This window comes from Enterococcus sp. 2STP, from assembly GCF_032465635.1.
In the GTDB taxonomy this organism is placed as follows: Bacteria; Bacillota; Bacilli; order Lactobacillales; family Enterococcaceae; genus Enterococcus_B; species Enterococcus_B lactis.
This window is the reverse complement of record NZ_JAWDJH010000015.1, coordinates 63,215-86,912: the sequence shown is the minus strand read 5'-3', so window position 1 is coordinate 86,912 and position 23,698 is coordinate 63,215. Positions and strand designations below refer to the sequence as shown.

General features: G+C 35.7%; 19 protein-coding genes. 18 read left to right on the top strand and 1 reads right to left on the bottom strand.

What is annotated here, in order from left to right:
- The first annotated feature begins 27 nt into the window (after positions 1 to 27).
- From RWU19_RS05760 to RWU19_RS05705, 12 genes are all read left to right on the top strand, one after another.
- Positions 28 to 2,166, top strand: a complete 2,139-nt coding sequence (locus RWU19_RS05760) for a glycosyltransferase family 2 protein (protein ID WP_123838057.1) — start codon at positions 28 to 30, stop codon at positions 2,164 to 2,166.
- Between the two features lie 292 nt (positions 2,167 to 2,458).
- On the top strand, positions 2,459 to 3,850 hold the full coding sequence (locus RWU19_RS05755) for a sugar transferase (protein WP_002322621.1): 1,392 nt from the start codon (positions 2,459 to 2,461) through the stop codon (positions 3,848 to 3,850).
- Positions 3,851 to 3,869: 19 nt separating this feature from the next.
- Positions 3,870 to 4,910 (top strand): glycosyltransferase family 2 protein, encoded by a 1,041-nt coding sequence (locus tag RWU19_RS05750; RefSeq protein WP_123838058.1) that lies wholly within the window; start codon positions 3,870 to 3,872, stop codon positions 4,908 to 4,910.
- A gap of 179 nt (positions 4,911 to 5,089) precedes the next feature.
- Positions 5,090 to 5,962 carry a phosphorylcholine transferase LicD gene (locus RWU19_RS05745; RefSeq protein WP_002314203.1) on the top strand — a complete coding sequence of 291 codons (873 nt, stop codon included), beginning with the start codon at positions 5,090 to 5,092 and terminating at the stop codon, positions 5,960 to 5,962.
- Entirely contained in the window at positions 5,959 to 6,660 is a 702-nt protein-coding gene (locus RWU19_RS05740; RefSeq protein ID WP_002310302.1) for a 2-C-methyl-D-erythritol 4-phosphate cytidylyltransferase, read from the top strand. Before RWU19_RS05745 ends, RWU19_RS05740 begins: the two co-directional genes overlap by 4 nt.
- Before the next feature lie 7 nt (positions 6,661 to 6,667).
- A complete protein-coding gene (locus RWU19_RS05735; RefSeq protein WP_086286573.1) occupies positions 6,668 to 7,735 on the top strand; it encodes an NAD-dependent epimerase/dehydratase family protein in 1,068 nt (355 codons plus the stop codon).
- Complete coding sequence (locus RWU19_RS05730) at positions 7,728 to 8,705, top strand: glycosyltransferase family 2 protein (protein ID WP_002339636.1); 978 nt, start codon at positions 7,728 to 7,730, stop codon at positions 8,703 to 8,705. The genes RWU19_RS05735 and RWU19_RS05730 overlap by 8 nt, the downstream gene beginning before the upstream one ends.
- Positions 8,706 to 8,720: 15 nt before the next feature.
- Positions 8,721 to 10,103, top strand: coding sequence for an O-antigen ligase family protein (locus RWU19_RS05725; RefSeq protein ID WP_002339637.1), 1,383 nt, complete (start codon positions 8,721 to 8,723; stop codon positions 10,101 to 10,103).
- 8 nt (positions 10,104 to 10,111) lie between these two features.
- The gene (locus RWU19_RS05720) at positions 10,112 to 10,939 is read left to right on the top strand and encodes a phosphorylcholine transferase LicD (protein ID WP_002339638.1); all 828 of its coding nucleotides are present in this window, start codon (positions 10,112 to 10,114) and stop codon (positions 10,937 to 10,939) included.
- A gap of 24 nt (positions 10,940 to 10,963) precedes the next feature.
- A complete protein-coding gene (locus tag RWU19_RS05715) occupies positions 10,964 to 11,938 on the top strand; it encodes a glycosyltransferase (RefSeq protein ID WP_002339639.1) in 975 nt (324 codons plus the stop codon).
- A 2-nt stretch (positions 11,939 to 11,940) separates the two neighbouring features.
- The gene (locus tag RWU19_RS05710) at positions 11,941 to 13,365 is read left to right on the top strand and encodes a lipopolysaccharide biosynthesis protein (RefSeq protein ID WP_002346324.1); all 1,425 of its coding nucleotides are present in this window, start codon (positions 11,941 to 11,943) and stop codon (positions 13,363 to 13,365) included.
- Between the two features lie 197 nt (positions 13,366 to 13,562).
- Complete coding sequence (locus RWU19_RS05705) at positions 13,563 to 14,510, top strand: NAD-dependent epimerase/dehydratase family protein (protein WP_123838059.1); 948 nt, start codon at positions 13,563 to 13,565, stop codon at positions 14,508 to 14,510.
- A gap of 38 nt (positions 14,511 to 14,548) precedes the next feature.
- Here the strand turns inward: RWU19_RS05705 and RWU19_RS05700 are convergent, their stop codons facing one another.
- Positions 14,549 to 15,709 (bottom strand): serine hydrolase domain-containing protein, encoded by a 1,161-nt coding sequence (locus RWU19_RS05700; protein WP_123838060.1) that lies wholly within the window; start codon positions 15,707 to 15,709, stop codon positions 14,549 to 14,551.
- Positions 15,710 to 15,873: 164 nt separating this feature from the next.
- On the opposite strand from RWU19_RS05700, the gene mltG reads away from it, so the two are divergent.
- The 6 genes from mltG to RWU19_RS05670 all read left to right on the top strand — a co-directional run bounded on the left by mltG (position 15,874) and on the right by RWU19_RS05670 (position 23,554).
- Positions 15,874 to 17,049, top strand: coding sequence for an endolytic transglycosylase MltG (gene mltG / locus RWU19_RS05695; protein WP_002289159.1), 1,176 nt, complete (start codon positions 15,874 to 15,876; stop codon positions 17,047 to 17,049).
- Positions 17,050 to 17,184: 135 nt separating this feature from the next.
- A complete protein-coding gene (gene greA, locus RWU19_RS05690; protein WP_002289156.1) occupies positions 17,185 to 17,664 on the top strand; it encodes a transcription elongation factor GreA in 480 nt (159 codons plus the stop codon).
- 168 nt (positions 17,665 to 17,832) lie between these two features.
- Positions 17,833 to 18,564 carry a cell wall-active antibiotics response protein LiaF gene (gene liaF / locus RWU19_RS05685; protein WP_316002702.1) on the top strand — a complete coding sequence of 244 codons (732 nt, stop codon included), beginning with the start codon at positions 17,833 to 17,835 and terminating at the stop codon, positions 18,562 to 18,564.
- On the top strand, positions 18,561 to 19,628 hold the full coding sequence (gene liaS / locus RWU19_RS05680) for a two-component system sensor histidine kinase LiaS (protein WP_002289154.1): 1,068 nt from the start codon (positions 18,561 to 18,563) through the stop codon (positions 19,626 to 19,628). The genes liaF and liaS overlap by 4 nt, the downstream gene beginning before the upstream one ends.
- A 6-nt stretch (positions 19,629 to 19,634) precedes the next feature.
- Positions 19,635 to 20,267, top strand: coding sequence for a response regulator transcription factor (locus RWU19_RS05675; RefSeq protein WP_002289153.1), 633 nt, complete (start codon positions 19,635 to 19,637; stop codon positions 20,265 to 20,267).
- 176 nt (positions 20,268 to 20,443) lie between these two features.
- A complete protein-coding gene (locus tag RWU19_RS05670) occupies positions 20,444 to 23,554 on the top strand; it encodes an N-acetylmuramoyl-L-alanine amidase (protein ID WP_123838061.1) in 3,111 nt (1,036 codons plus the stop codon).
- Positions 23,555 to 23,698: the final 144 nt, after the last annotated feature.

Below are 23,698 nucleotides of genomic sequence, written 5' to 3'. Positions count from 1 at the left end.
CTTATAAAGATAAGGAGTAAACGAATCGTGCAAAAAAAAGAAATTGCCGTATTTATCGATCAAATCACTCGTGAACGGGCCACTGGCGATTTGCTTATTGTGGGCTGGGCAATTGATGAAGTGACCAAAGAAATCCCTACGATAAAGGTAGAAAAAGAAAATGTGATTGCTGAAGCAACACATGTCGTAAGATTGGATATCAATCATTTATATAATCTTGATGTTAAGACCCAAAGCGGTTTTAAGGTACGTTTATCAGGGAAAATGAGAGGAAAAGCAATCTTAGACTTCCAAACAGCGAGACATCAAAATGGCATAGCTGTGAAATTAAACGGTAAATACCCTTATGATGACGGCATTGAATCTTCATGGGAAAGAAAAAAAAGATTACTGAAAAAAGGGATAAATTATGCAAGGACTCATGGCGTAAAAAAAGCGATCCGTCGGGTCAAATTGGAATTGAAGCCAGGATCGATCGACTATGCAGAGTGGATCAGTCGTCATGAGAAACCTGATCTGAAAGAGCAAAGGAAAGAAGTACAAGGATTTGCGTACCGTCCATTGATTTCCATACTTATGCCTGTCTATAACGTTGAAATCAAATGGCTCGAAAAATGCATTGATTCGGTACTGGATCAAACGTATGCTCATTGGGAACTATGTATCAGTGATGATGCTTCCACTGATCCAGCTATCCGAAAGTGTCTGGAATCCTATCAAGCAAAAGATGATAGAATCAAAGTCGTTTTCCGACAAGAAAATGGACACATCAGTCTGGCAACTAATTCTGCATTGGAAATGGCAGAAGGAGAGTTTATAGCACTCTTAGATAATGATGATGAATTACCGCCATTTGCATTATATGAAGTGGCAAAAGTGCTAAATGTACATCCAGAACTGGATTTGATCTACAGTGACGAAGATAAAATCGATGCAGACGGCAATCGCTTTGATCCGCACTTCAAAGCAGACTGGTCTCCTGATACATTGATGGGAAATAATTATATCTCTCACTTAGGCGTATATCGAACAAGCATTGTTAAAGAACTTGGCGGTTTCCGTAAAGGCTATGAAGGTTCTCAAGATTATGATTTGGTCCTTCGTGTGACAGAACAAATCCCTGCAGATCATATTTACCACATTGACCGAGTCTTGTATCATTGGCGGACGATCCCAGGGTCAACTGCAAGTAATGGTGAAGCCAAAAGTTATATCTATGATTCCGGAGTGAAAGCATTGACAGATGCCCTGTTTAGAAGGAACATCAAAGGAAGCGTACGTCCTGGCAGAATTTCTGGATTTTATGAGATTACTTATGACGTCTTGCAAGAGGATTTGGTCAGTGTGATCATTCCAACGAAGAATGGCTATGAAGATCTAAAAACTTGTGTAGATTCGATCATCGAAAAAACGTCTTATTCAAATTATGAAATCATTATTGCGGATAATGGAAGTACAGATCCAAAAATGCAAGAATTATTTGCAGAATACAAGCATCAGCTGAAAGACCGCTTTATCGTAGAATTGATTGACATTCCATTCAATTATTCTCGAATCAACAATTTAGCAGCAAAAAAAGCAAACGGCAAATACTTTTTATTCTTGAATAACGATACAGAAGTGATTGAGCCAGATTGGATGACGGCGATGGTTTCTTATGCACAGTTTGATCGAATCGGCTGTGTAGGAGCAAAATTGTTTTATCCAGATGATACGACGCAACATGCAGGAGTATTATTAGGAATCGGTGGTGTTGCAGGACATGCATTGAATAACTATGATCGAACACATTGTGGTTATTTCGGCCGATTGGTCATTGACGTCAATTACTTAGCAGTCACTGCAGCTTGTATGATGGTCAAGGCAGCTGACTTCAATGCTGTTAACGGGTTTGATGAAACATTAGAAGTAGCATTCAACGATGTTGACTTGTGCTTGAAAGTTTATGAACTGGGTCGTTACAATGTCTATGCACATCAAGCGGAATTGTACCATTTCGAATCTAAATCAAGAGGTTATGAAGATACACCAGAAAAACAAAGACGTTTTGCTGGGGAAATCAAAAAAATGCAAGATAAGTGGCCTTCTTATATTGCTCATGACCCATTTTATAACGATAATCTAACTAAAGAAGGAATCGGCGATTTTTCGTTGAGACCTGATTGAGCAAAGAACTGTATTTTCATTTTTATTGATGAAAATACAGTTCTTTTAATTTAATTATATGAATATTGTAACTTGTGACCGAAGAGATGATAGGAAGAACATCCATTCAGTAGGAAGCATGTGATACGGTTTTTGTCCAACTCTCTGTTAGGCAGAAATACACATATAAGCATACAATAGTTGCCTTTTCTAGTTTCTTTTAATTTCTTTTACAATTTGGTTATTCACTAGGTTTTTAAACTTTGCTATGGTAAGATGATAGAGGCATTATTTTATGGTTAGGAGTGTATATATGAATAAAAATGGGGAGTGGAATGCGGCACGCAGGATATTCATTATCATCATGGATGTACTTGTATTGAATGTGTCGATCTATCTTAGCTTTTTGCTGAAGTTCCAAGGAGAAGTCCCAGCAAGAAACTTAGAGACCTTTCAGCATTCAGCAGTTTTTATTTCCATTATCTTTATTGCGTTGAATATTTTGTTAGGAGCTTATGTATTCTATAACCGAATGATCAGTGATATCGTCTTCATTACTGTTATTGGACAGGTGCTGATAGCATTGGGGATCATGGTGGTTACTTTTGCTGGACGTTGGTTTGCATTTCCGCGTGGCGTCATCGTGCTCTCGTTTATACTTGGCACGATATTACTTAGCGTTTATCGGATAGTCGTTTATAAACTATACTTAAGAGTCAGTCGTGATAAGAAAGTACTTATCGTAGGTTTGGAGAAAGATGTCGCACCAGCGATCCAAAACTTTCAATCTAAGAAAAACAACAAACATAAGGTTGAAGCAGTAGTGATCGACAATTATTATGAAAACACAAAAAAATTGATTGATGACATCGATATTGTCTACTTGGCTTCAAAAATCCCAGAAGATGAAAAAATCAATATTTATCAATTAGTGACAAAAAAAGAGAAGAAGCTGTTTTTAAATACAACTTTTGAAAATTTAACGATGATCAATCCGAACATCATGAATTTCGAAGATGAAAGTATCATTGAAGCTTCCGGTTTCAAAATTCAGCCGGAATATGAATTATTCAAACGTCTCTTTGATATCATCGTTTCGCTTATTTTACTGATCCTCGCTTCACCTTTTATGCTAATCACAGCGATTTTGGTAAAAACAACTTCACCTGGACCAATTATTTATAAACAAGTACGTATTACGAAAAATCAAAAGGAATTTTCAATCTATAAATTTCGTTCCATGAGTGCAACAGCTGAAGCAAAATCAGGCCCGGTCTTGGCAAAGAGCAATGATGCACGTGTGACACCAGTAGGCAAATTTATCCGTGCCGTACGTTTTGACGAATTACCTCAAATCTTTAATGTATTGAAAGGCGATATGTCGATCGTCGGACCACGTCCAGAAAGACCATTTTTCGTTGATCAGTTCAATGAAGAAAATCCTTATTATTATTTAAGACACAATGTACGTGCAGGGATTACCGGATATGCACAAGTATACGGAAAATATGTATCAGATTATAATAGTAAACTACGTTTTGATTTGTTGTATATCAAAAAGTATTCCTTACTATTAGATTTAAAGATTTTACTTCAAACAATCAAAATCTTATTTGATAAGATGTCCTCACAAGGACTAGATGAAGATGAAAATATCAGTTCATTAGCAGAAATCGACTTTTCACAAGAGAAAATTTATCGCTAAGCTGGAGGAAAGAAATGAAATGAGCCATCCGATATTTAGTATAATTGTTCCAGTTTATAATGCCGAAGACACGATCGTTCATACTATAGAAGTTTTAAAAAATCTGGCATTTGAAGAATATGAAGTGATTTTGGTCAATGATGGGTCAACTGACAAAACAGAGCAGCTGATTCAGTCAGCTATCCAAGGAGATAGTCATTTTCAACTTTTTACAACCGAAAATCAAGGACCTGGACTTGCTCGAAATGAAGGCATCAAGCAATCTACAGGGAAATATGTATTATTTTTCGATGCAGACGATGAGCCAGTCAAAGAAATTTTGGCAGATTATCAGCAGTTGTTTGAACAGTATCCTGAAGCAGATTTGCTTATCAGTTCTTTTACATTCCGCACGCTAAGCGGGGAAGAAATCATTTCGGAAAAGGACTATCTTGTTCCAGAATACCAATATACAAATCATGAACAGTTCGTGGATGATATGTATCATCTGATGAATCAGCAGTTGATGTATGTGGTTTGGAACAAATGTTACAAGAGGGAAATCTTGATGGAAAAACAGATTCTATTCAAAAATTACAGCAGTTGTGAAGACCGTATCTTCAATTTGAACTATTATGAACATTGTCAGCAAGTAATATTGAATCCAAGAATCGAGTATATCTATCATTTTGAAGGTGGAAAAGGGATAACCAACCAATATAAACCGAATAAATTTGAAACCTTTAAAGAATTTTATGAATTAGCAAATGTCGTGACAAGTGATAAAGACAAACCAGGTATGGCTTCTCTTCTTTTAAAAGGAACAACCTCTGTCATTTTTTCTATTTATGAGAATTCTGAGCGAACTGCTAAAGAAAAAAGAGAAGAAGCTATGCATATCTTGAATGATCCAGCCATCCAAGAAGCTAAAAAGGTTGCATTGACTGATTCCAGCGCGAAAAAAGTAACAAAATGGCTGTATAATTTGCCAGCTCCTCTATTATTATCTGCGGTGAAAGCCGGCAGCTTTGTGGAAGTGAAAATGCCAAGCATCATGGCATTGTTGAAGAGAGTTTATTAAAAAAGTCGGAATAAGGGGTTGTGACTGTCTTTTGTCACAACCCTTTTAAAAACAAAAAATAGCTGTTTATCTATCCTTTTTCAGTCAGTAAAGAAAGAACCACTTGCATAAGATTGAAAACCGCCTCTATTTATGAGAAAATAGGGAAGATTAATAAAAGAATGGTTGAGGCAACTATAATGTACAGTACAGATCCTGAATTAAAAAAAATTCAAAAAGTAAATCTCGAAATGGCACAATACTTTGTAGATTTTTGTAAAAGTCACGATTTGTTGTGTTATTTTTGTGGTGGCGGCGCAATCGGAGCAATTCGACATAAAGGTTTTATCCCATGGGATGATGATTTAGATTTTTTCATGCCTAGAAGGGATTATGATCGCTTAGCTGAATTATGGGAAACCGGCCCACAAAAAGATAAATTTGTTTTATTAAGACCAACTCTGACGAATCACGATCGGAACTCCTTTACAACTATCCGTAACGTCCAAACGACCTTTATTAAAACGTATCAGGAAGATTTAGATATCCCTCATGGTATCCAATTAGATATTTTTCCGTTAGATACTGCACCTGAAAAGCAAGCAGAACGGAAAAAGCAAAAGATATGGGCAATGATCTATGCGCTTTATCGAAGTCAGCAAGTACCGCAAAACCATGGGAAAGCAATGGAATTAGCTGGAAAGTTATTGTTAAATAGCGTATCCGCAAAAACGAAGTATAAAATATGGAGATATGCTGAAAAGCAGATGACCAAATACAATGATAACCCGACGAATTTCGTTACAGAACTTTGTGTCGGTCCACGATATATGGGAAATGTTTATCCTGCAAAAGACTTTGAATCTGCTGTGTGGGTACCATTCGAAGATACAGAGATGCCAGTACCAATTGGCTATGATCATTATTTAAGTCAAGTTTTTGGCGACTATATGCAGCTTCCCCCTGAAAAAGATCAGGTTTCTCACCATGAAGCAGTTTATATTGACCCAGAACATTCATACAAAATGTACAAAGGAAAATATTATTTAACTAAAGGAGCAGAAAAAAAATGATTACAGCTATTATTATTGCCGGCGGTGTCGGTAAACGTATGGGACAAGATATCCCAAAACAGTTCATTACAATTGAAGGTAAACCTATTATTATCTATACGTTAGAATCATTTCAAAAACATCCACAGGTCGATCGGATTTTAGTCGTTTGTAAATCTGGCTGGGAAGAAACGATGTGGGCGTATATCAAAGAATTCAATATTAGCAAAGTCCAATGGGTCATCACAGGGGGATCAAAAGGACAAGAGTCAATCAATAATGGTGTCCAATTTTTGAAAGATTACTCTGAAGACGATGATACGATCATCATCCATGATGGTATCCGTCCACTAGTAGACGAACTGGTATTGTCAGATGTAATCGTTAAATGTAAAGAATTTGGTAATGGCGTAACCTCTCTACCTTACAATGAACAAATTTTTATCAAGAAAACAGAAGAAACGACGGAACAGTATGTCGATCGTAACACATTACGGCGTGTCTCAACTCCACAAGCTTATCAATACGGAAAACTACGGGCAGCATATGACCGAGCAGTGAAAGAAGACATTGGTATGACTGATTCTTCCTATACGAATACCATGATGGTAGATTTAGGAGAAACTTTATATTTTGCTGCTGGTTCTGATAAAAATATCAAATTGACAACAACAGATGATCTAGAATTGTTCAAAGCATATTTAAAAATGAAAGACTAGGAGAAAGATGATGACGTTGATTAAACAACCAATGTACCAAAAAGATTTGGCAAAAGTGATCAATCATACACCAAAAATAAAACAGCTACATGGCAAAACCGTTCTGATGATTGGCGCTTCGGGAATGATCGGCTCTTTTTTGATTGATACGTTGATGGCTGCTAATGAACAACTAGACATCAAAATCAAAGTATATGCTATGGGCAGAAACCGTCAGAAGCTTGAAAAAAGGTTTGCCAGTTATCTTTCCTTAGATACTTTCGAAATTGTTGAAGGTGACGTCACAGAACCCTTACCAAAAGAAATTCAAGCTGACTATTTGATACACGGTGCAAGTAACACACATCCTAAGGCTTACGCAACTGATCCAATCGGTACGATCATGACTAATCTTGCAGGTACAGAGCAAGTATTGAAACATGCAGTAGCAACCCAGCCTGAGAGAGTACTATTTTTATCAACAGTAGAAATCTATGGCGAAAATCGAGGCGATATAGAAAAATTCACAGAAGATTACTGCGGGTATATCGATTGTAATACACTGAGAGCAGGCTACCCTGAAGGAAAAAGAGTCAGTGAATCATTATGCCAAGCCTATATCGCAAAACACGACCTCGACATCGTGATTCCAAGGCTTTGCCGTACGTTTGGTCCGACGATGCTTTTATCCGATACGAAAGCATCCTCACAATTTATTTTAAATGCAGTCGAACAAAAGGATATTGTTTTAAAAAGTGAAGGAAATCAGTATTTTTCGTATGTTTATGTTGGAGATGCTGTTTCTGCTATTCTTCATTTACTGCTTGAAGGAGAAAAAGGAGAGGCGTACAATGTTTCTTCAGAAAACTTTGATTTACGACTAAAAGAATTAGCACAACAGCTAGCTGATATCAGCGGCAAACAAGTAATTTTTGAATTGCCGGATGAGATTGAACAAAAAGGTTTTTCAAAAGCTAGTACAGCGATACTTGATAACAAGAAAATCAAAGAAAATGGTTGGTATCCAATATTTGAATTGAAAGAATCATTGATACACACAGTAGAATTAGTTAAAGGTGAGAAGCAAAATGTGTGAGATTAGTATTATCATGACGGTTTTTAATGTAGAAAAGTATTTAGCTAAAGCAATTGATTCTGTTTTGTTACAAACATTTGCTGACTTTGAGTTAATTCTTGTAGATGACGGATCCTCTGACCGTTCGGGGGAAATATGCGATGAATATCAACAAAGAGACAAGCGCATAAAAGTAATACATCAACCTAATAGTGGTGTCAGCTCAGCCAGAAATACAGGTTTAGAAAATGCACAAGGAAAATTTATCGGTTTTGTTGATAGTGATGATTATATTGAATCTGATATGTATGAATTTCTATATAATAACTTGATTGAAGAAAAAGCGGATTTATCTATCTGCGGAATCTACGATGTTTATGAAGGTAAAGAACCTCAGGCAAAGACACCTGGTCATTACGTATTAACAAAAAACGAAACTGTTAAAATGATATTGGAAGCAAAAGTGATATCTGTCCATCCGGTAAATAAATTATATAAAAAAGAATTATTTAATCATATAAGATATCCAATTGGAAAAATTACGGAAGATGGGGCAGTAATGTTCCATTTGTTAGAAAATGTAGAAAAAGTTGTCGTAGATATGACACCTAAATACTATTATTACCATAGAACGAATAGTATTACGACTTCTCCTTATTCCGAAAAAGATCTGAGTACAATAGAAGCTTGGGAAATGAATGAGAAGTATATTGCAACGAATTATCCTGAATATTCAGATATTGCACATACTAGAGTTTGTTGGGCATATTTCATTGTTTTAGATAAAATAATGATTAGCCATGCAGAGAAAAAAAGTACTGTTACGAAACAAATTGTTGATTTTTTAAGGAAAAACTATACTTTTATACTACGTAGTCCATATTTCACTAGAAACAGAAAAATAGCTGCAACTGTATTGCAGTTGAATGTGAGATTGTATAAGAAACTTGCAATTTTGGAAGATGAGAAATACAAAAGTAAAAATAGTTAGGTGAGTGTGTAAAAAATGGATTCTGTTAAGTTTCATAAATACTCAGAATATAGTAAAAAAGGGTTTATTTTAATATTTGGGATAGCACTGATTATTCGTATCATCAATTACTACAGTCTGATTCCCTCAAAATATGATACCTTGTTGTTTACACTGATTACGGTATGGGCAGCATTAATTACTGCAGTAGATATATTTACTAAGAATTTCAGCTTGAAAAAAGCAGATTACCTGCTTCTAGCTTTCATACTAGCCATACTATTATCCACATTTTTAAACGGTCCTTCCGGAATCGTCGATAATATCAAGTTAGTAATTTGGCAGTTTATTTATCTCTTTGTCGTTTTTCGTATAGGTAGGGAGGACCATTTCAAACAAATCATTCCTATGTTTGAAAAAATATTGCTTGCTTGTTGGAATCTCTTAGCTCTTATCTCTTTAGGAATGTTTGCGTTAAATTATTCCTACGTACAGGAGTTAGATAAATTCTATAATGGGTTTAGAGCAGGATTTGTCGAGAACCGTTTGTATGGTGTTTTTTCTGACCCTAATTTTGCCGGTGCAACTTCTGTAGCAGTTGTTTTTCTTGCTGTAAAGCTATTAATGACGAATAAAAACAAAATGGCAAAAATTTATAGCATAGTTACGATCCTTCTTCAATTTGCTTACATCATTTTATCTGGATCAAGAACAGCAGAGATTGCTTTGGTATTGTGTGCTTATTTTGCTATCTTCTTTATTGTCTATAACCGATTTGGGAAGACGATTGCTTCTAAATTGTTATTGGCAGTAATCTGTGGGGTTATTGGAACTGGAGCTGTTTTAGGAATTGCTGAAGCAGGGAAATATGCTGCCCCTAAATTGATCAATATAACAGCAAGATATGTTCCTAGAAAGTCTGAAAATCCAGATAAAGATCAGAATTCTATCAGTTTAAAACGGGATGATGTTGTAAATAAGGACGATGTGTCTAATAATCGTTTTGCTTTATGGAAAAGTTCGTTTGAGATTTTTCAAAGTAGTCCGCTTGTCGGGAGTTCACCTCGTAATTTGGTTAATTATGCTCAAAAAGAATTACCGAATACGTTCATTGCAACAAAAAAACAAACTTCCCATAATTTTATCTTCTATTTATTAGCAACAACAGGTCTGTTAGGGACTATACCGCTACTTGTATTTCTGGGAATTAAGATTTGGAATACATTGCGACAACTATTTATGCGTACTATAAAAGACTACGATTCGTATGTGTTAAATACCATGGCAGTACTTGCAATTTTGATTTCTGCTATGTTTTTAACAGAACTCGTTTTAGTAAATAAAATAGGAAGTTTTATTTTCTGGTTGTATTTAGGCGGAATTTCTGCATTTGAATACACTAAAGTAAAAGGTGAGTGAATAATGAAATGAAAAAACTAACGAATGAAGATATCCAGCGTATAAGCGTAGATATCTTAGTATATATTGACAAATTATGTAGAGAACACAATATTGATTATTCTATCTTTTACGGGAGTCTGATTGGTGTTGAACGACATAAGGGGTATATTCCGTGGGATGATGATTTAGACATCGTCTTAACAAGGCCCAACTATGAACGACTACTTGAGTTGCTCAAAAAACAAGAAGACTATCTTCTTTTAAGTCCGGAAAATACTGAGAATTATCGTTATGCGTTTGCCAAATTAGTTGATAAGCATACAAAAGCGGTAAGCAAGCAATATTATAATAGTGAGGATGAAAATCTTGGCGTTTATGTCGATATTTTCCCTATTGATGGGTTCCCAACAGATTTGAATGAACGTAAAAAATTTGGTGAACTTTGCGAATTATATCGAGCGAATATGGTTTTTTCTTTGAATCACTCTTATGCTATTTCACGTTCTTGGCTGAAAGCTAAAGCTAAAAGAATTTTATACTATCCAAAATATCGTAAATTACTTCGCCAAGGGGATTATAACTACTGGAAAAATAAATATGAATCTCTAGTAACAAAATATCCGTTTGAAGAAGCAGAATTCTGTGGATATATGGAATTCATCAACATCTATTGGGGTGTTTTTCCAACTGACTGGTTCAAAGAATATGAAGATGTAGAATTTGAAGGACATACTTTTATGGCTATTAAAGAAAGAGATAAATTCTTAACTCTTAGATATGATAACTATATGGAATTACCGCCTGAAGAAGAAAGAGTCACACATCATCCATACGATTTTTATTTTAAGGATTAAGAAGATGAATACGAGGTTTATATAATGAATGAAAAATTAACAACTTCTGTGGTAATGGCTACTTATAATGGTGAAAAGTACATCATAGAGCAATTAAAATCACTTCGTGACCAGACGAAATTAATTGATGAAGTTTTGATTTATGATGATGGCTCTCAAGACAAAACAGCAGATTTAATCCGGAAGTTTATTGAAAAAAATAAGCTGGACAACTGGATATTTAAAGTAAATGAGAAAAATCGCGGATGGCGAGATAACTTCATGGAACTTCTTTCTGCAGCTACCAAGGAAATTATATTTACTTGTGATCAAGATGATATATGGTTACCCGATAAAATCGAAAAAATGTGCGCACCATTTGAGAAAAATAAAAATATCTCAGTTTTGGTTTCTGATTATACAGAAATAATTGAAGAGACAGGTAGTTCTGCTAAATTAAGAAAACTTAAGACTATCGACGAAGATGGTGCATCAAAAGTAGTCTTTCGCTCAGAAAATATTTTATTGAAAAGACCAGGGTGTGTATTTGCCGTAAAAAAAGAATTTGTTCCAAAAGTACAAGAATACTATACCATAGCCGAAAAATCAGCTCATGATTTAGCAATGTGGGGTGCAGCTTTGATTTTTGATCAATTATACTATTTGCCCATACCTACAATTAAATTTAGAAGACATGGGGATAGTTCATTTCAAAAAGAAGTATCTACTGCAAGAAAACAAAATGGAATCTATGATGGTAGGATTAATACATTAAAAAGATTCAATGTTCGTCTAGATTCAGCAAAAATGTTTATGAAGAAGCAGGAATCTATTGAAAATATAGAACAAAAAGAAATGATTATAGATAAGATGAAGAAAGAAAATCTAATGCGAATCAATATTTTAACAAAGAAAAAATTGAGTTCTGTTTTCGCAAATGCATTTCGCTATAAAAATAAATTTAATTATGCTGCTGATTTATACCACGTCTTAAAATTGAATAAAAGTAAGAGGTCATGAGTATGAATGAAAAAGCAAAATCAGTAGTAAAAAATTTATATTATACAGTAGCCGCAAATTTTGCTACATTAGGTATCTCAATCCTACTAAATTTATTCGTGCCAAAATTATTAGGAGTAACTGAGTATAGTTATTGGCAACTATATGTATTTTATTCTTCGTACGTAGGCTTTTTGCATTTTGGATGGATTGACGGTATTTACTTAAAAATAGGCGGGGAAGAGTATAAAGATATCGATAAACGTTCATTAGGTTCGCAATTTTGGTATCTAACGATTTTTGAGTTCTTTGTTTCAATAGCTATAGTTGTTTGGGCTTATTTCTTTATGCCAAACAGTTCCCAATCACTCATTTTAATATTGACAGCTGTCGTTTCAGTGATTACGATTGTTAAAACTTTTATTCTGTATATTTTCCAATCGACGAATCGAATAAAAGAATATGCGCAGCTTTCTCGGAATGATCGATATCTTTATGTCTTATTTATTGCTATTTACTTTGCTTTAGGCGGCAGAGATTTTTATTGGCTGATTATTATGGATATTGCTTCTAAATTAATCGTGACGCTTTGGGGAATGACTCGAGTCAAAGATATGTTGCAAGTCAATATGATGGGTCTAAAAGAACTTGTCCCTGAAATTTTTGATAATATCAACATCGGTAGTAAGTTAATGTTAAGTAGTATTGCTAGCATGCTCATTATTGGAACTATTCGGTTCTTTGTTCAACAACGATGGTCAATCGAAACTTTCGGTAAACTGTCCTTTACGCTGAGTATTTCAAATATGTTCCTAACATTTGTTAATGCAGTAGGAATTGTTATGTTTCCATTACTAAGAAGGACAAATCAGCAAAGGCTACCTGAATTATTTCGTGTTTTACGTGATCTATTTGTTCCATTAACATACGGTTTGCTGTTATTTTACGTTCCAGCAAAAATCGTTTTGACCATGTGGCTACCCGAATATAGGGAAAGTCTGAATTTTATGGGAATCTTGTTTCCGATCGTTATTTATGAAGGAAGAATGTCTTTACTTATTAATACGTATTTAAAGACTTTGCGTAAAGAAAAAACGATATTAATGGTCAACGTGATGACGCTATCCTTTTCGTTAGTGGCTTCATTAGTCATTATATTTGTGATAGGTAACTTGAATTTGGCAGTAGGCTTGATATTGTTGAGTTTAGCGTTTCGCTGTAATTTAGCAGAATATTTTCTTTGTCGTGGAATGAAATTACCTGTTGGATACAGACAGTTGGTAGAAACGATTCTAACGATTGCTTTTATTTTTAGTAACATCTGGTTTGGCGGTGACTTTATTAGTCTAGGTATCTATAGCTTGATTTATGTGATTTATTTGCTATATGTACATCGCAGCTTCCTTGCGAGCTTTGGCGAATTTCGCTTGTTATTAAAAGAACGTTAAGCTATATTGAAATATAAAATAATGCAGAGTAGGTTCGGCTAGAATTTACTCTGCTGTTTTTATATTTTTGAAGCGATTAATTTGTAAAATTCGGCTATCAGTCCATTTAGACTGTGTATTCTTTATATAGTTTTTCCTGGCTAAAAATGGTAAACTAACTGTATTAAGTATGAGAATGCATAATTGGAGTGAAACTTGTGGATACTATATTGATTACTGGCGGAGCTGGTTTTATCGGTTCAACGCTAGCAAATTATTTGGGAAAAGAAAACAAAATCGTAGTAGTCGACGATTTATCAATGGGAAAAAAAGAAAACTTGGATATGGAGAAACAAGTGACTTTCATTGAGGGGGATGTATCAGATCCTCAATTGATGGAAAGAATCATGAAAGAATATCAGTTTGCCTATATTTTTCATCTAGCTGCTGTAGCTAGTGTGGCAGATTCTGTAGAACGGCCTGTAGAAACACATCGTGTAAATTTTGACAGTGCGCTATTATTGCTTGAATTAGCACGAAAATATCAATCTAATTTAAAACGATTAGTATTTAGTTCATCAGCTGCAGTTTATGGTGATGAACCAACACTGCCAAAAAAAGAAGAATCAGTCATCCGTCCATTAACACCATATGCTATCGATAAATTTGCAGCAGAACAATATGTTTTGGATTACTGTCATTTATATGATGTTCCAACAAGTGCTGTCCGATTTTTTAACGTTTATGGCCCAAATCAAAATCCGAACTCTCCATATAGCGGAGTCATTTCGATTCTAGTGGATCGTTACAAAAAACAATTGGCAGGAGAAAAAGCGGAATTTACTTTATTTGGCGATGGGAGTCAGTCTAGAGACTTTGTTTATATAGAAGATGTTATACAAGCACTTTTACTTGTTGCCAAGGAAGAAAAAGCTTTAGGACAGCAATTCAATGTCGGTACAGGAAAAAGCACTACGCTACTTGAATTGATCCATTCAATTGATCAAATCTTAGGAACAGAGCTAGCGCTTAAATATGAAGCGGAGCGTTCAGGGGATATTCGTGATTCCTTAGCGGATATTTCAAAAATTCGTTCTTTAGGCTATCAGCCTAAATTTGATATATTGAGCGGAATGGAACGGTATTTAAAGTCAGAAATCAACTAAAACAAAAACCAGCAAGATGCTGGTTTTTTTGTTTCGACTTAGCTTTTTAAATTAACACCTTCCATCAGTTCATAAATCTGATTTCTTAAATCAGTGGCCGGCAATTTGATGTTTTTATCTGATTGGATATTACTTTCCATAATGATGGCATCTTTAGTGTCTTTTTTCATCGCCACTACTGCATGGAATCGATTGATATTCCCCTGAGCAAGGATATAATCGTTTCCACTGTAAACACCGCCGCTGTAAGGATGTTTATCACCATTATTTTGCCACAATGAGAAAAGTAGTTCTTTTGGTATGATACCGCCAGAAAGAACACTGGTAAAGAATTTGTTCAAGTCATAAACAGACATACTTATGTTTCCTGTACCTAATTCATTTCGGATGTCGGTTTCAGGCTCGATCAATGCTTTTGAATAATCGTCAGTTGCAGACATCTGGTAAGATACAGCATGTTGAGGCGAATTTTTTACATTGTCATAAAAATCTGTATGTTCTAGATGGAGAGGACGAATGATTTCTTTTTTTAGAAGAGTTTCATAAGGCTGATTCGTTAGTTTGATCAATATCCCTGTAAGCAATGTATAATTCAATGGTTCATAATGATACGTATCATAATCAGTAAGTTTCAAATGATGAAGGGCGAACTGAATGATTTCACTATCCGACATAGGTTTGTCGGGAGAAGCAGTTCGATGAAGACCAGAGCGCATATAAAGCATATTTTTGATTGTGATTTGCTGACTTCCAGGAATCTGAGGATAAAATTCTGCTAACTTTGTGTCAAAAGTTAACTTACCAGCTTGGATTTGTTTTAGTATCAGTAAAGCAGTCATTGCTTTTTGAATCGAACCGATTTGATAGTAAATAGAAGGTGAATTCGATTCTTTTACGCGCAGATTTGCATATCCATATCCTTTTTCTAATAGTACGCGATTATTTTTGCGAACATAAATCGAACCGATATAATCTGATTTTTGTAGTAATTGATCAATTTTGCTAGCAAGCCTCTGCTCATCGGGCGTTAAATTGGAAGTAAGTTGTGTTGGCTCCGCTTTATAAGTTTGGGACTGAGGTATTTTTGTTAATTGACCTCCTATAATGATGCCTGTTGAAAAGAAGCTGACAGACAATAATAAAATTACAAGAAAAGAAATAGAAATTTTTTGTTTTTTTCGATGTTTTCCTTTTGACATGTTAATTCCTTTCTATCCATTTTTAACTATTTTTCATTGTAATCCTCAAAAAGAGTATTTGCCACTTACAATTTTGACATAATATTTGGTAAAATAATTCACGGCAGTAGAAATTTCATGTATAATAAACAGAGTTACGAAGATGATAGTAAGGAGGAGTTGTTTTGTCAGGAAACAAACAACACCCAAGTAAAGATAAAAAAGAAGCCAGTAAGGCAGCTACAGCAGATATAATCGACAAGCGGAGAAATCTGCGTAAAAAAGAAGATAAGATTGTGAGGAAGATCATTTTAGTGATTGCTCTTACATTATTAATTATTGGCGGATTTCTTGGATTTACCGTGTATCGTTATGTAGATAGCGGGTTGAAGCCTTTAGATAAATCAGATGACCAATTAGTCCAAGTGGAGATCCCGAGTGGCTCTTCTAACAAGCAGATTGGTGAGATTTTGGAGAAGGACAATATTATTAAAAGCGGGATTGTTTTCAATTATTATACAAAATTTAAAAATTTAACTGGCTTTCAAGCTGGCTATTATCAGTTAGCGCCTAATATGACTCTTGACGAGATTGGCAAACAGCTGCAAGAAGGCGGCACTTCTGAGCCAACAAAAGTTGCAGATGGGAAAATTGCCATTCCAGAAGGGTACGATATCGATCAGATTGCTGAACGGGTAGCGAAGGTAACTGGTAAAGACAAGAAAGAATTTTTAGATTTAGTGAATGATGAGACTTTCTTTAACGAGTTGCACCAAAAATTCCCAGAACTGTTGGAAAGTGCATCTAAAGCTGAGAACACAAAATACCGTTTGGAAGGTTACTTATTCCCAGCCACATATGATTATTACACGAGTACTTCGCTTAAGGATCTAGTGATTGAAATGGTGAACAAGACGAATACGGTCATGCAAAACTATTATTCAGCTATCAAGCAGAAAAATTTGACTGTACAAGAAGTTTTAACTCTAGCTTCTCTAGTTGAAAAAGAAGGCGTAAAAGAAAACGATCGTAAAAACATTGCACAAGTCTTCTTTAACCGAATCAAAGCAAATATGCCACTTCAGTCAGATATCTCTGTTTTATACGCATTAGGTGAACACAAAGAATTAGTGACGTATGAAGATACAGCTGTAGATTCACCATATAATTTGTATACCAATACCGGCTATGGACCTGGACCTTTTGACAATCCAAGCGAAGAGGCTATCAAGGCAGTATTAGAACCAGCAGAAAATGACTATTATTATTTCGTAGCAGATACGAGCACTGGAAATGTTTATTTCGCTAAAACTTATGAAGAACATATGGAATTAGTGGAAAAATATGTAAATAATTCTTAGAAAAACAGGCTCTAGACATTGATCATTTTTAGAAAAACATTTACATTTGAAGAAAAGCGTGGTAATCTTTTTTGGACTATATTCCTCAAAAGATTACCTTTTGCGGTATTTTATCGAAAAAAGGAGACGTTACACATGGTAGAGAAAGTTTATCCAATGACTCTAGAAGGTAAAGAAAAATTAGAAAAAGAATTAGAAGAACTAAAAACAGTCAAACGCGGGGAAATCATTGAACGAATCAAAATTGCCCGCGGTTTCGGAGATCTTTCCGAAAACTCTGAATATGAATCAGCGAAAGATGAACAAGCATTTGTTGAAGGAAGAATCACAACAATTGAAAATATGATTCGTTTTGCTCAAATCATCGATAACGACGGTGTAGATGCAGATGAGGTATCAATTGGTAAAACAGTTACATTCATCGAACTACCAGATGGAGAAGAAGAAGAGTACACGATTGTCGGAAGTGCTGAAGCAGATCCGTTTTCTGGCAAAATTTCCAATGATTCTCCTATTGCGCAAGCATTGATTGGCAAACGTAAAAATGATGAAGTAACTATTGCTACTCCAGGTGGCGATATGTTAGTTAAAATCGTCAAAGTAGAACAAGCGTAGTCTGACTGAAAGATCTAGAGAGTTCATCTTACTGATGATACACTCTAGATCTTTTTCTCTTTGTATATTTCAGATTTCAACAAACGATCTTACATCTAAAGTCCTATAGCCAACAGTTAAAAAAATAGGTATGATGAAATGAGAATGTGTCAGGAGGGAGAAAGAGCGATGAATAGTTCTTGGCGTTTTTTTGTGGTAGTTGAAGCACTACTGCTGTTATTTGCTGTTTGGCAAATCGTAAACAATACTGGACTTTTGCTTTTAGTGATATTCGGTATTTTCAATATATATCTAGCTATGCGCAAACATCCTCGTACTAAATTTCAAAATTTTCAATTGATATTAGGAAGTTTGGTCATTTTTTTTAGCTTAGTCAACAGTCCTGCTTTATGGATGATGGCTGTATTTGCCGTTTTATTTATTGGACTAAAAGGTGTAGAGATTTCAGGAATAGATTTAACCAAAAATGCTTTTTGGCGAAAGAAACAGATCATGATGGTCCAAACAGAGCAATTAAAAACACATAATAATGAGCGGAAAAGACAGCAATTATTCGGTACCCAACGTATTGGAAACGACGTCTATGAATGGGACGATATCAACATCGCCGTCATTTCTGGTGATACTATCATAGATTTGGGCAATACGCTTTTGCCAAAAGATGATAATATTGTGATTGTAAGAAAAGGGATAGGCAGAACACGGATCTTAGTACCTTTGGGCGTAGCCATCCGATTAGAGCATGCGACATTAGTAGGAAATGTCTTGTTTGAAGAAGAGCAATTTTCTTTGAAAAATGAACAAATCAAAATCTACAGCAGTGATTATGATGAAAACCCTCGTAGACTGAAGATTATTACTAATACCTTGATTGGAGATATCGAGGTGATACGAATATGATGGGAAAAATATCCAGAGCGATGCTAGCTGTTTATTCGGGGATTGCGGCTTTCCTTATTATTCTATTTTCACTTTTCACTTATTTTTATGCCAGTAATCAAAGTCATTGGTGGGGAGAATTACTGCGTGCACGTTTATTATATGTTCCGCTTATCTTCCATTTGTTAGCTATTTCCTTAGGTGTAGGATTAATCGTCTTTCTATTATTATCACTTATTCAAAAGACAAAATACGGGAAAATCGAAGAAAAGCTGCGTGCACTCTCTTCTGGCAATTATGAATCCAAATTGTTGCTTCTTCCGATCCCAAGTGCATCGGACGATTTATACATCAAAGATATTGATAAGGAAATCACTAAAATAAAAGAAAAAATGATTGAAGTATCTAGTGAATTACAAATTGTAACGAGCCGTCCCCAATATGTAGATGGACAAACCAAAGAAGAAATTTTAGAATTAGAAAGACATCGATTAGCCCGTGAGCTGCATGATTCAGTTTCGCAACAATTATTTGCAGCAATGATGATGATGTCGGCATTGACGGAGCAAGCAGAAAAAAGCGAGACACCAGAAATGTTCCGCAAGCAGTTGAAAATGGTAGCAGAGATCATCAACGCTTCCCAGTCTGAGATGCGTGCGCTGCTTCTTCATCTGCGTCCAGTCAATTTAGAAGAGAAAAGTTTAAAGCAAGGTATCGAGCAGTTATTGAAGGAATTGCAAAATAAAATCCAGATTTCGCTGAAATGGGATGTAGAAGATGTAAAACTATCTAGTTCCATTGAGGATCACTTGTTCCGAATCGTTCAAGAATTGTTATCAAATACATTAAGACATGCCAAAGCCAATGAATTAGAGGTATATTTGCATAAAATAGACAATAATCTTTTATTGCGTATTATTGACGACGGAACAGGGTTTAATATGAATGAAACGAAAACGGGAAGTTATGGATTGAACAATATCAAAGAACGAGTAGCTGGTATTGGTGGAACAGTAAAAATCATTAGTTTTAAAGGGCAAGGTACAAGTGTAGAAATCAAGGTCCCTTTGATGAAGGAGGCATAGATAAGGATGATAAAAGTTTTATTAGTAGATGACCATGAAATGGTGCGCTTAGGCGTCTCTTCTTATTTATCTATTCAAGAAGACATTGAAGTAATTGGAGAAGCTGAAAATGGACGACAAGGCTATGAGAAGGCGATGACACTTCGACCGGACGTCATTTTAATGGACTTAGTCATGGAAGAAATGGATGGTATCGAATCAACAAAAGCAATCTTAAAAGATTGGCCAGAAGCTAAAATCATTATCGTAACCAGTTTTATTGATGACGAAAAAGTTTATCCTGCCATTGAAGCAGGTGCAGCAGGGTATTTGTTGAAGACTTCTACCGCACATGAAATTGCTGATGCTATAAGGGCAACGCAACGCGGCGAGCGAGTATTAGAACCAGAAGTGACAACAAAAATGATGGAAAAAATGAGTCGGCGAAATGAGCCTGTATTACATGAAGAACTAACGAATCGGGAAAATGAAATTTTAATGCTGATTTCTGAAGGGAAAAGTAATCAGGAAATAGCGGACGAATTGTTCATTACACTGAAAACAGTAAAAACACATGTTTCCAATATATTGGCTAAGCTAGAAGTGGAAGACCGTACACAAGCCGCTATCTATGCATTCAAACATGGTTTGGTGAAATAATGATTTTTTGAGGGAAAGATTTAGCTAATCTACCCTCTTTTTTTACATAAAATAAAGGATTCATCCTGTTTTTAATCTCTTTTTCTGTTCACCAACTGTTCATTTTTCTTTTTTTATAGTTTAATAGTAATAGGAGAAATTTTTATCCGAAAAGCGAAAGAACATGGGAGGAAATTATGAAGAAAAAGTGGATAGGACTATTCTTAAGCCTGTTGTTATTGACAGGATCAGTTGCGCCAAATGCTTATGCTGTTACTCAAAGCAGCACTTCTGATGAGCTAAAAACGGAACATACAACAGAGACTTCCACACAACCAATGAGTGAGTCGACGACCCATGAAAGTACAGACGACTCCTTGCCACAGGACTCAGCTAAGGAAGAAGATTCAGGAGAATATTCAGAAAATAATGAAATAACAGAAAAAATAGAAATCAATAAAAGTAATTTTCCTGATGATCATTTTCGAAATTGGTTGTTGGAAATGATTGATACAGATAAAGATGGTTACTTATCAAATGAATTATTGGAAGTAACACAGTTAAACTTGGAAGGGTTACAGATACAGACACTAGAGGGAGTCAATTTCTTTAAAAATTTAACGAAGATCGAAGTACAAAACAATGAGCTGAAAGAATTAGATGTACACGAATTAAAGAAATTAGCGTATTTAGATGTTTCATCTAACCAACTTTCAAAAATTGATCTTTCCCAAAATAGCGAATTAACGTATTTTAAGGGAGAAAATCAAACGGTTACAAGTATTGCAAACAAAATGGATAATAAATGGGAAATAAATGATGACACGCTGAAACCAGAGAAAGAACAAACGACTTTAGAAACAGAGAAATGGCAGTATGATGGGAGTCACTTTTATTCAAGCGAACAGACTCCATTAAGCTATATTTATGAAGTAGATTTTTCAGACGACGCAGTATTAGAAGAAGCAGCAGAAAAAACATTGACAGTAAAAGTGACGGTCGAATATATGGAACCAGAACAAAAAGAGGCTGATTCTATCGTACCTGATTCATCATCTATAGTATTGAAGAAAGGAGAAACAAAACAACTTGCGTACACGAGTGTCCCCGATGGAAGTATCATATCGGATCCGTTATGGGAATCTTCTGACCCATCAGTAATAGAAGTAGATGAGAACGGTAAAGTAACAGCAAAAGAAGCTGGGGAAGCTAAGGTAGAGTTGAAGAACGCTGAAAAAGTCCTCGGTGAATTCACGGTCATTGTAGAAGCTGAAAAAAATGAATCTCAGACAAAAGAAACAGCACAAACTTCTGACGAAACCACAGATCGTTCACCAATTTATAGACGAAGTGCGTTAGCTGCGACTCCTACGATCACCTATCAAACACATGTCAAAAATATTGGCTGGCAGGAAAATCAAACGAATGGAGCGACTGCTGGAACCACGGGAAGAAATTTATGGATTGAAGCGATTAAACTATCTACTTCTGGTACAGGTGTTACTGGAGATATCGAGTATAGTAGTCACATTAAAAATATAGGTTGGCAAGACTATGTGAAGAACGGAGAAACTTCGGGAACAACTGGAAGAGTCTTGCAAATGGAAGCAATAAAAATTCGGTTAACTGGACAGCTAGCTCAGACATATGATGTTTATTACCGTGTTCATTCAGCAAATTTTGGCTGGTTAGGATGGGCAAAAAATGGTGAAAATGCCGGTACAGCAGGATATGTATATCAAATGGAAGCAATCCAAGTGCAACTTGTCAGAAAAGAGGCTACTGGACCAGTTACAGGCAATGCTTTTATTGAAAAAGGGAAAAATAACCCAGTGATTTCCTACCAGTCTTTTGTTAAAGATCAAGGCTGGCAGGAAAATCAAACAAATGGAGCAACATCTGGAACGACTGGACAGAATTTATGGATCGAAGCAATGAGAATGCAAATTTCAGATACAACACTAACTGGGGATATTGAATACAGTGCGCATGTTAAAAATATTGGCTGGCAAAATTATGTCAAAAATAATGAGATTGCAGGGACCACGGATCGATATGCTCAAATTGAAGCGATGAGAGTACGATTAACAGGACAGTTGAGTCAATATTATAATGTCTATTATCGTGTCCACTCGGCGAATTTTGGCTGGTTAGGATGGGCAAGAAATGGGGAGAATGCAGGAACTGCGGGATTTGTTTATCAAGTTGAAGCTGTTGAAGTCCAATTAGTACCGAAAGGACAAGCAGCTCCGGGTACAGGAACGGCTTTTTACGATAAAAATACTTTACAAAATCCAACCATAAACTACCAAGCACATTTACGAAATATTGGCTGGCAATCTGTTCAAAGCAATGGAAACAATGCGGGGCTGACAGGGCAAAGCGCTAGGATAGAAGCTTTAAGAATCAATGTAGCAAACACGCCACTTCCTGGTGCAGTGGAGTATACAAGTCATGTACAAAATATAGGTTGGCAAAATTATAGTAGAAATAACGAGATTTCGGGAACAACTGGAAGAGCTCTTCATACAGAGGCAGTTCGAATACGTTTGACTGGACAATTAAATCGTTTCTATGACATTTATTACCGAGTCCATTCAGCACGTCTTGGCTGGTTAGATTGGGCAAAAAATGATCAATATGCTGGAACATCTAGATTGAATTTGCCAATGGAAGCAATCCAAGTCGTAATTGTCAAAAAAGGTGCAGCAGCCCCTGGACCAACGACGAATCCTTATCAGACATCTATTAACCATCTATTTGTGATGGGACATGGAGTCAATGATCCTGGTGCTTCTTATAATGGTGTCAATGAGCGTGATTTTACTAGAGGAGAATTGATGCCTCATTTACAAAGATGGGCTGCTCGTTTAACGAGGAATCGGATCACTTTTTATAATACAGCTGCAGATATGTATCAAGATTCTCAACGTATGCAAGGTGCATATACGATTAGCAGTTCATTTTCTTCTGTATCAGAATTTCATTTAGACAGTGGCGTCATTGGGGTTAGCACGGGCGGTCATGTAATCGCTCATCGTAATGGGAACTCATTGACTGCACAAAATTATGCAATCGCCAACGTCATACGAAATTATGTAGGTCTTTGGGGATCGGTACAAAACACAGGAGGGATCAATCTGCGAGCTGACTTACTAAACATGAATGTATTGCAATCAAGAGGGATACCTTACCGTTTAGCTGAGTTAGGCTTCATAACGAATACAAATGATGTAGCAAATATCCGAAATAATATCGATATGATCGCCAAAGGAATTGTAGAGAGTGTGACTGGCGAAAATTTATAGTGAAACAAACTATACAAGAAAGATAGTGGGGAAAGTTTGGGACTGTGACAAAAGTCGTGTCGCAGTCCCTTTTTCTGAATAAACAGTATTCAAGAGACTGCTATCGGTAATAAGGCACGATTTTGTCGTCGCTCAAGGTTGAAC

Coding starts and splice junctions, on each gene's coding strand:
- RWU19_RS05715 (WP_002339639.1), top strand. CDS start 10,964: ATGAATGAAAAATTAACAACTTCTGTGGTAATGGCTACTTATAATGGT.
- RWU19_RS05710 (WP_002346324.1), top strand. CDS start 11,941: ATGAATGAAAAAGCAAAATCAGTAGTAAAAAATTTATATTATACAGTA.
- liaS (WP_002289154.1), top strand. CDS start 18,561: ATGATGGGAAAAATATCCAGAGCGATGCTAGCTGTTTATTCGGGGATT.
- RWU19_RS05725 (WP_002339637.1), top strand. CDS start 8,721: ATGGATTCTGTTAAGTTTCATAAATACTCAGAATATAGTAAAAAAGGG.
- greA (WP_002289156.1), top strand. CDS start 17,185: ATGGTAGAGAAAGTTTATCCAATGACTCTAGAAGGTAAAGAAAAATTA.
- RWU19_RS05735 (WP_086286573.1), top strand. CDS start 6,668: ATGATGACGTTGATTAAACAACCAATGTACCAAAAAGATTTGGCAAAA.
- RWU19_RS05700 (WP_123838060.1), bottom strand. CDS start 15,709: ATGTCAAAAGGAAAACATCGAAAAAAACAAAAAATTTCTATTTCTTTT.
- RWU19_RS05730 (WP_002339636.1), top strand. CDS start 7,728: ATGTGTGAGATTAGTATTATCATGACGGTTTTTAATGTAGAAAAGTAT.
- RWU19_RS05675 (WP_002289153.1), top strand. CDS start 19,635: ATGATAAAAGTTTTATTAGTAGATGACCATGAAATGGTGCGCTTAGGC.
- RWU19_RS05670 (WP_123838061.1), top strand. CDS start 20,444: ATGAAGAAAAAGTGGATAGGACTATTCTTAAGCCTGTTGTTATTGACA.
- RWU19_RS05750 (WP_123838058.1), top strand. CDS start 3,870: ATGAGCCATCCGATATTTAGTATAATTGTTCCAGTTTATAATGCCGAA.
- RWU19_RS05720 (WP_002339638.1), top strand. CDS start 10,112: ATGAAAAAACTAACGAATGAAGATATCCAGCGTATAAGCGTAGATATC.
- RWU19_RS05745 (WP_002314203.1), top strand. CDS start 5,090: ATGTACAGTACAGATCCTGAATTAAAAAAAATTCAAAAAGTAAATCTC.
- liaF (WP_316002702.1), top strand. CDS start 17,833: ATGAATAGTTCTTGGCGTTTTTTTGTGGTAGTTGAAGCACTACTGCTG.
- RWU19_RS05740 (WP_002310302.1), top strand. CDS start 5,959: ATGATTACAGCTATTATTATTGCCGGCGGTGTCGGTAAACGTATGGGA.
- RWU19_RS05755 (WP_002322621.1), top strand. CDS start 2,459: ATGAATAAAAATGGGGAGTGGAATGCGGCACGCAGGATATTCATTATC.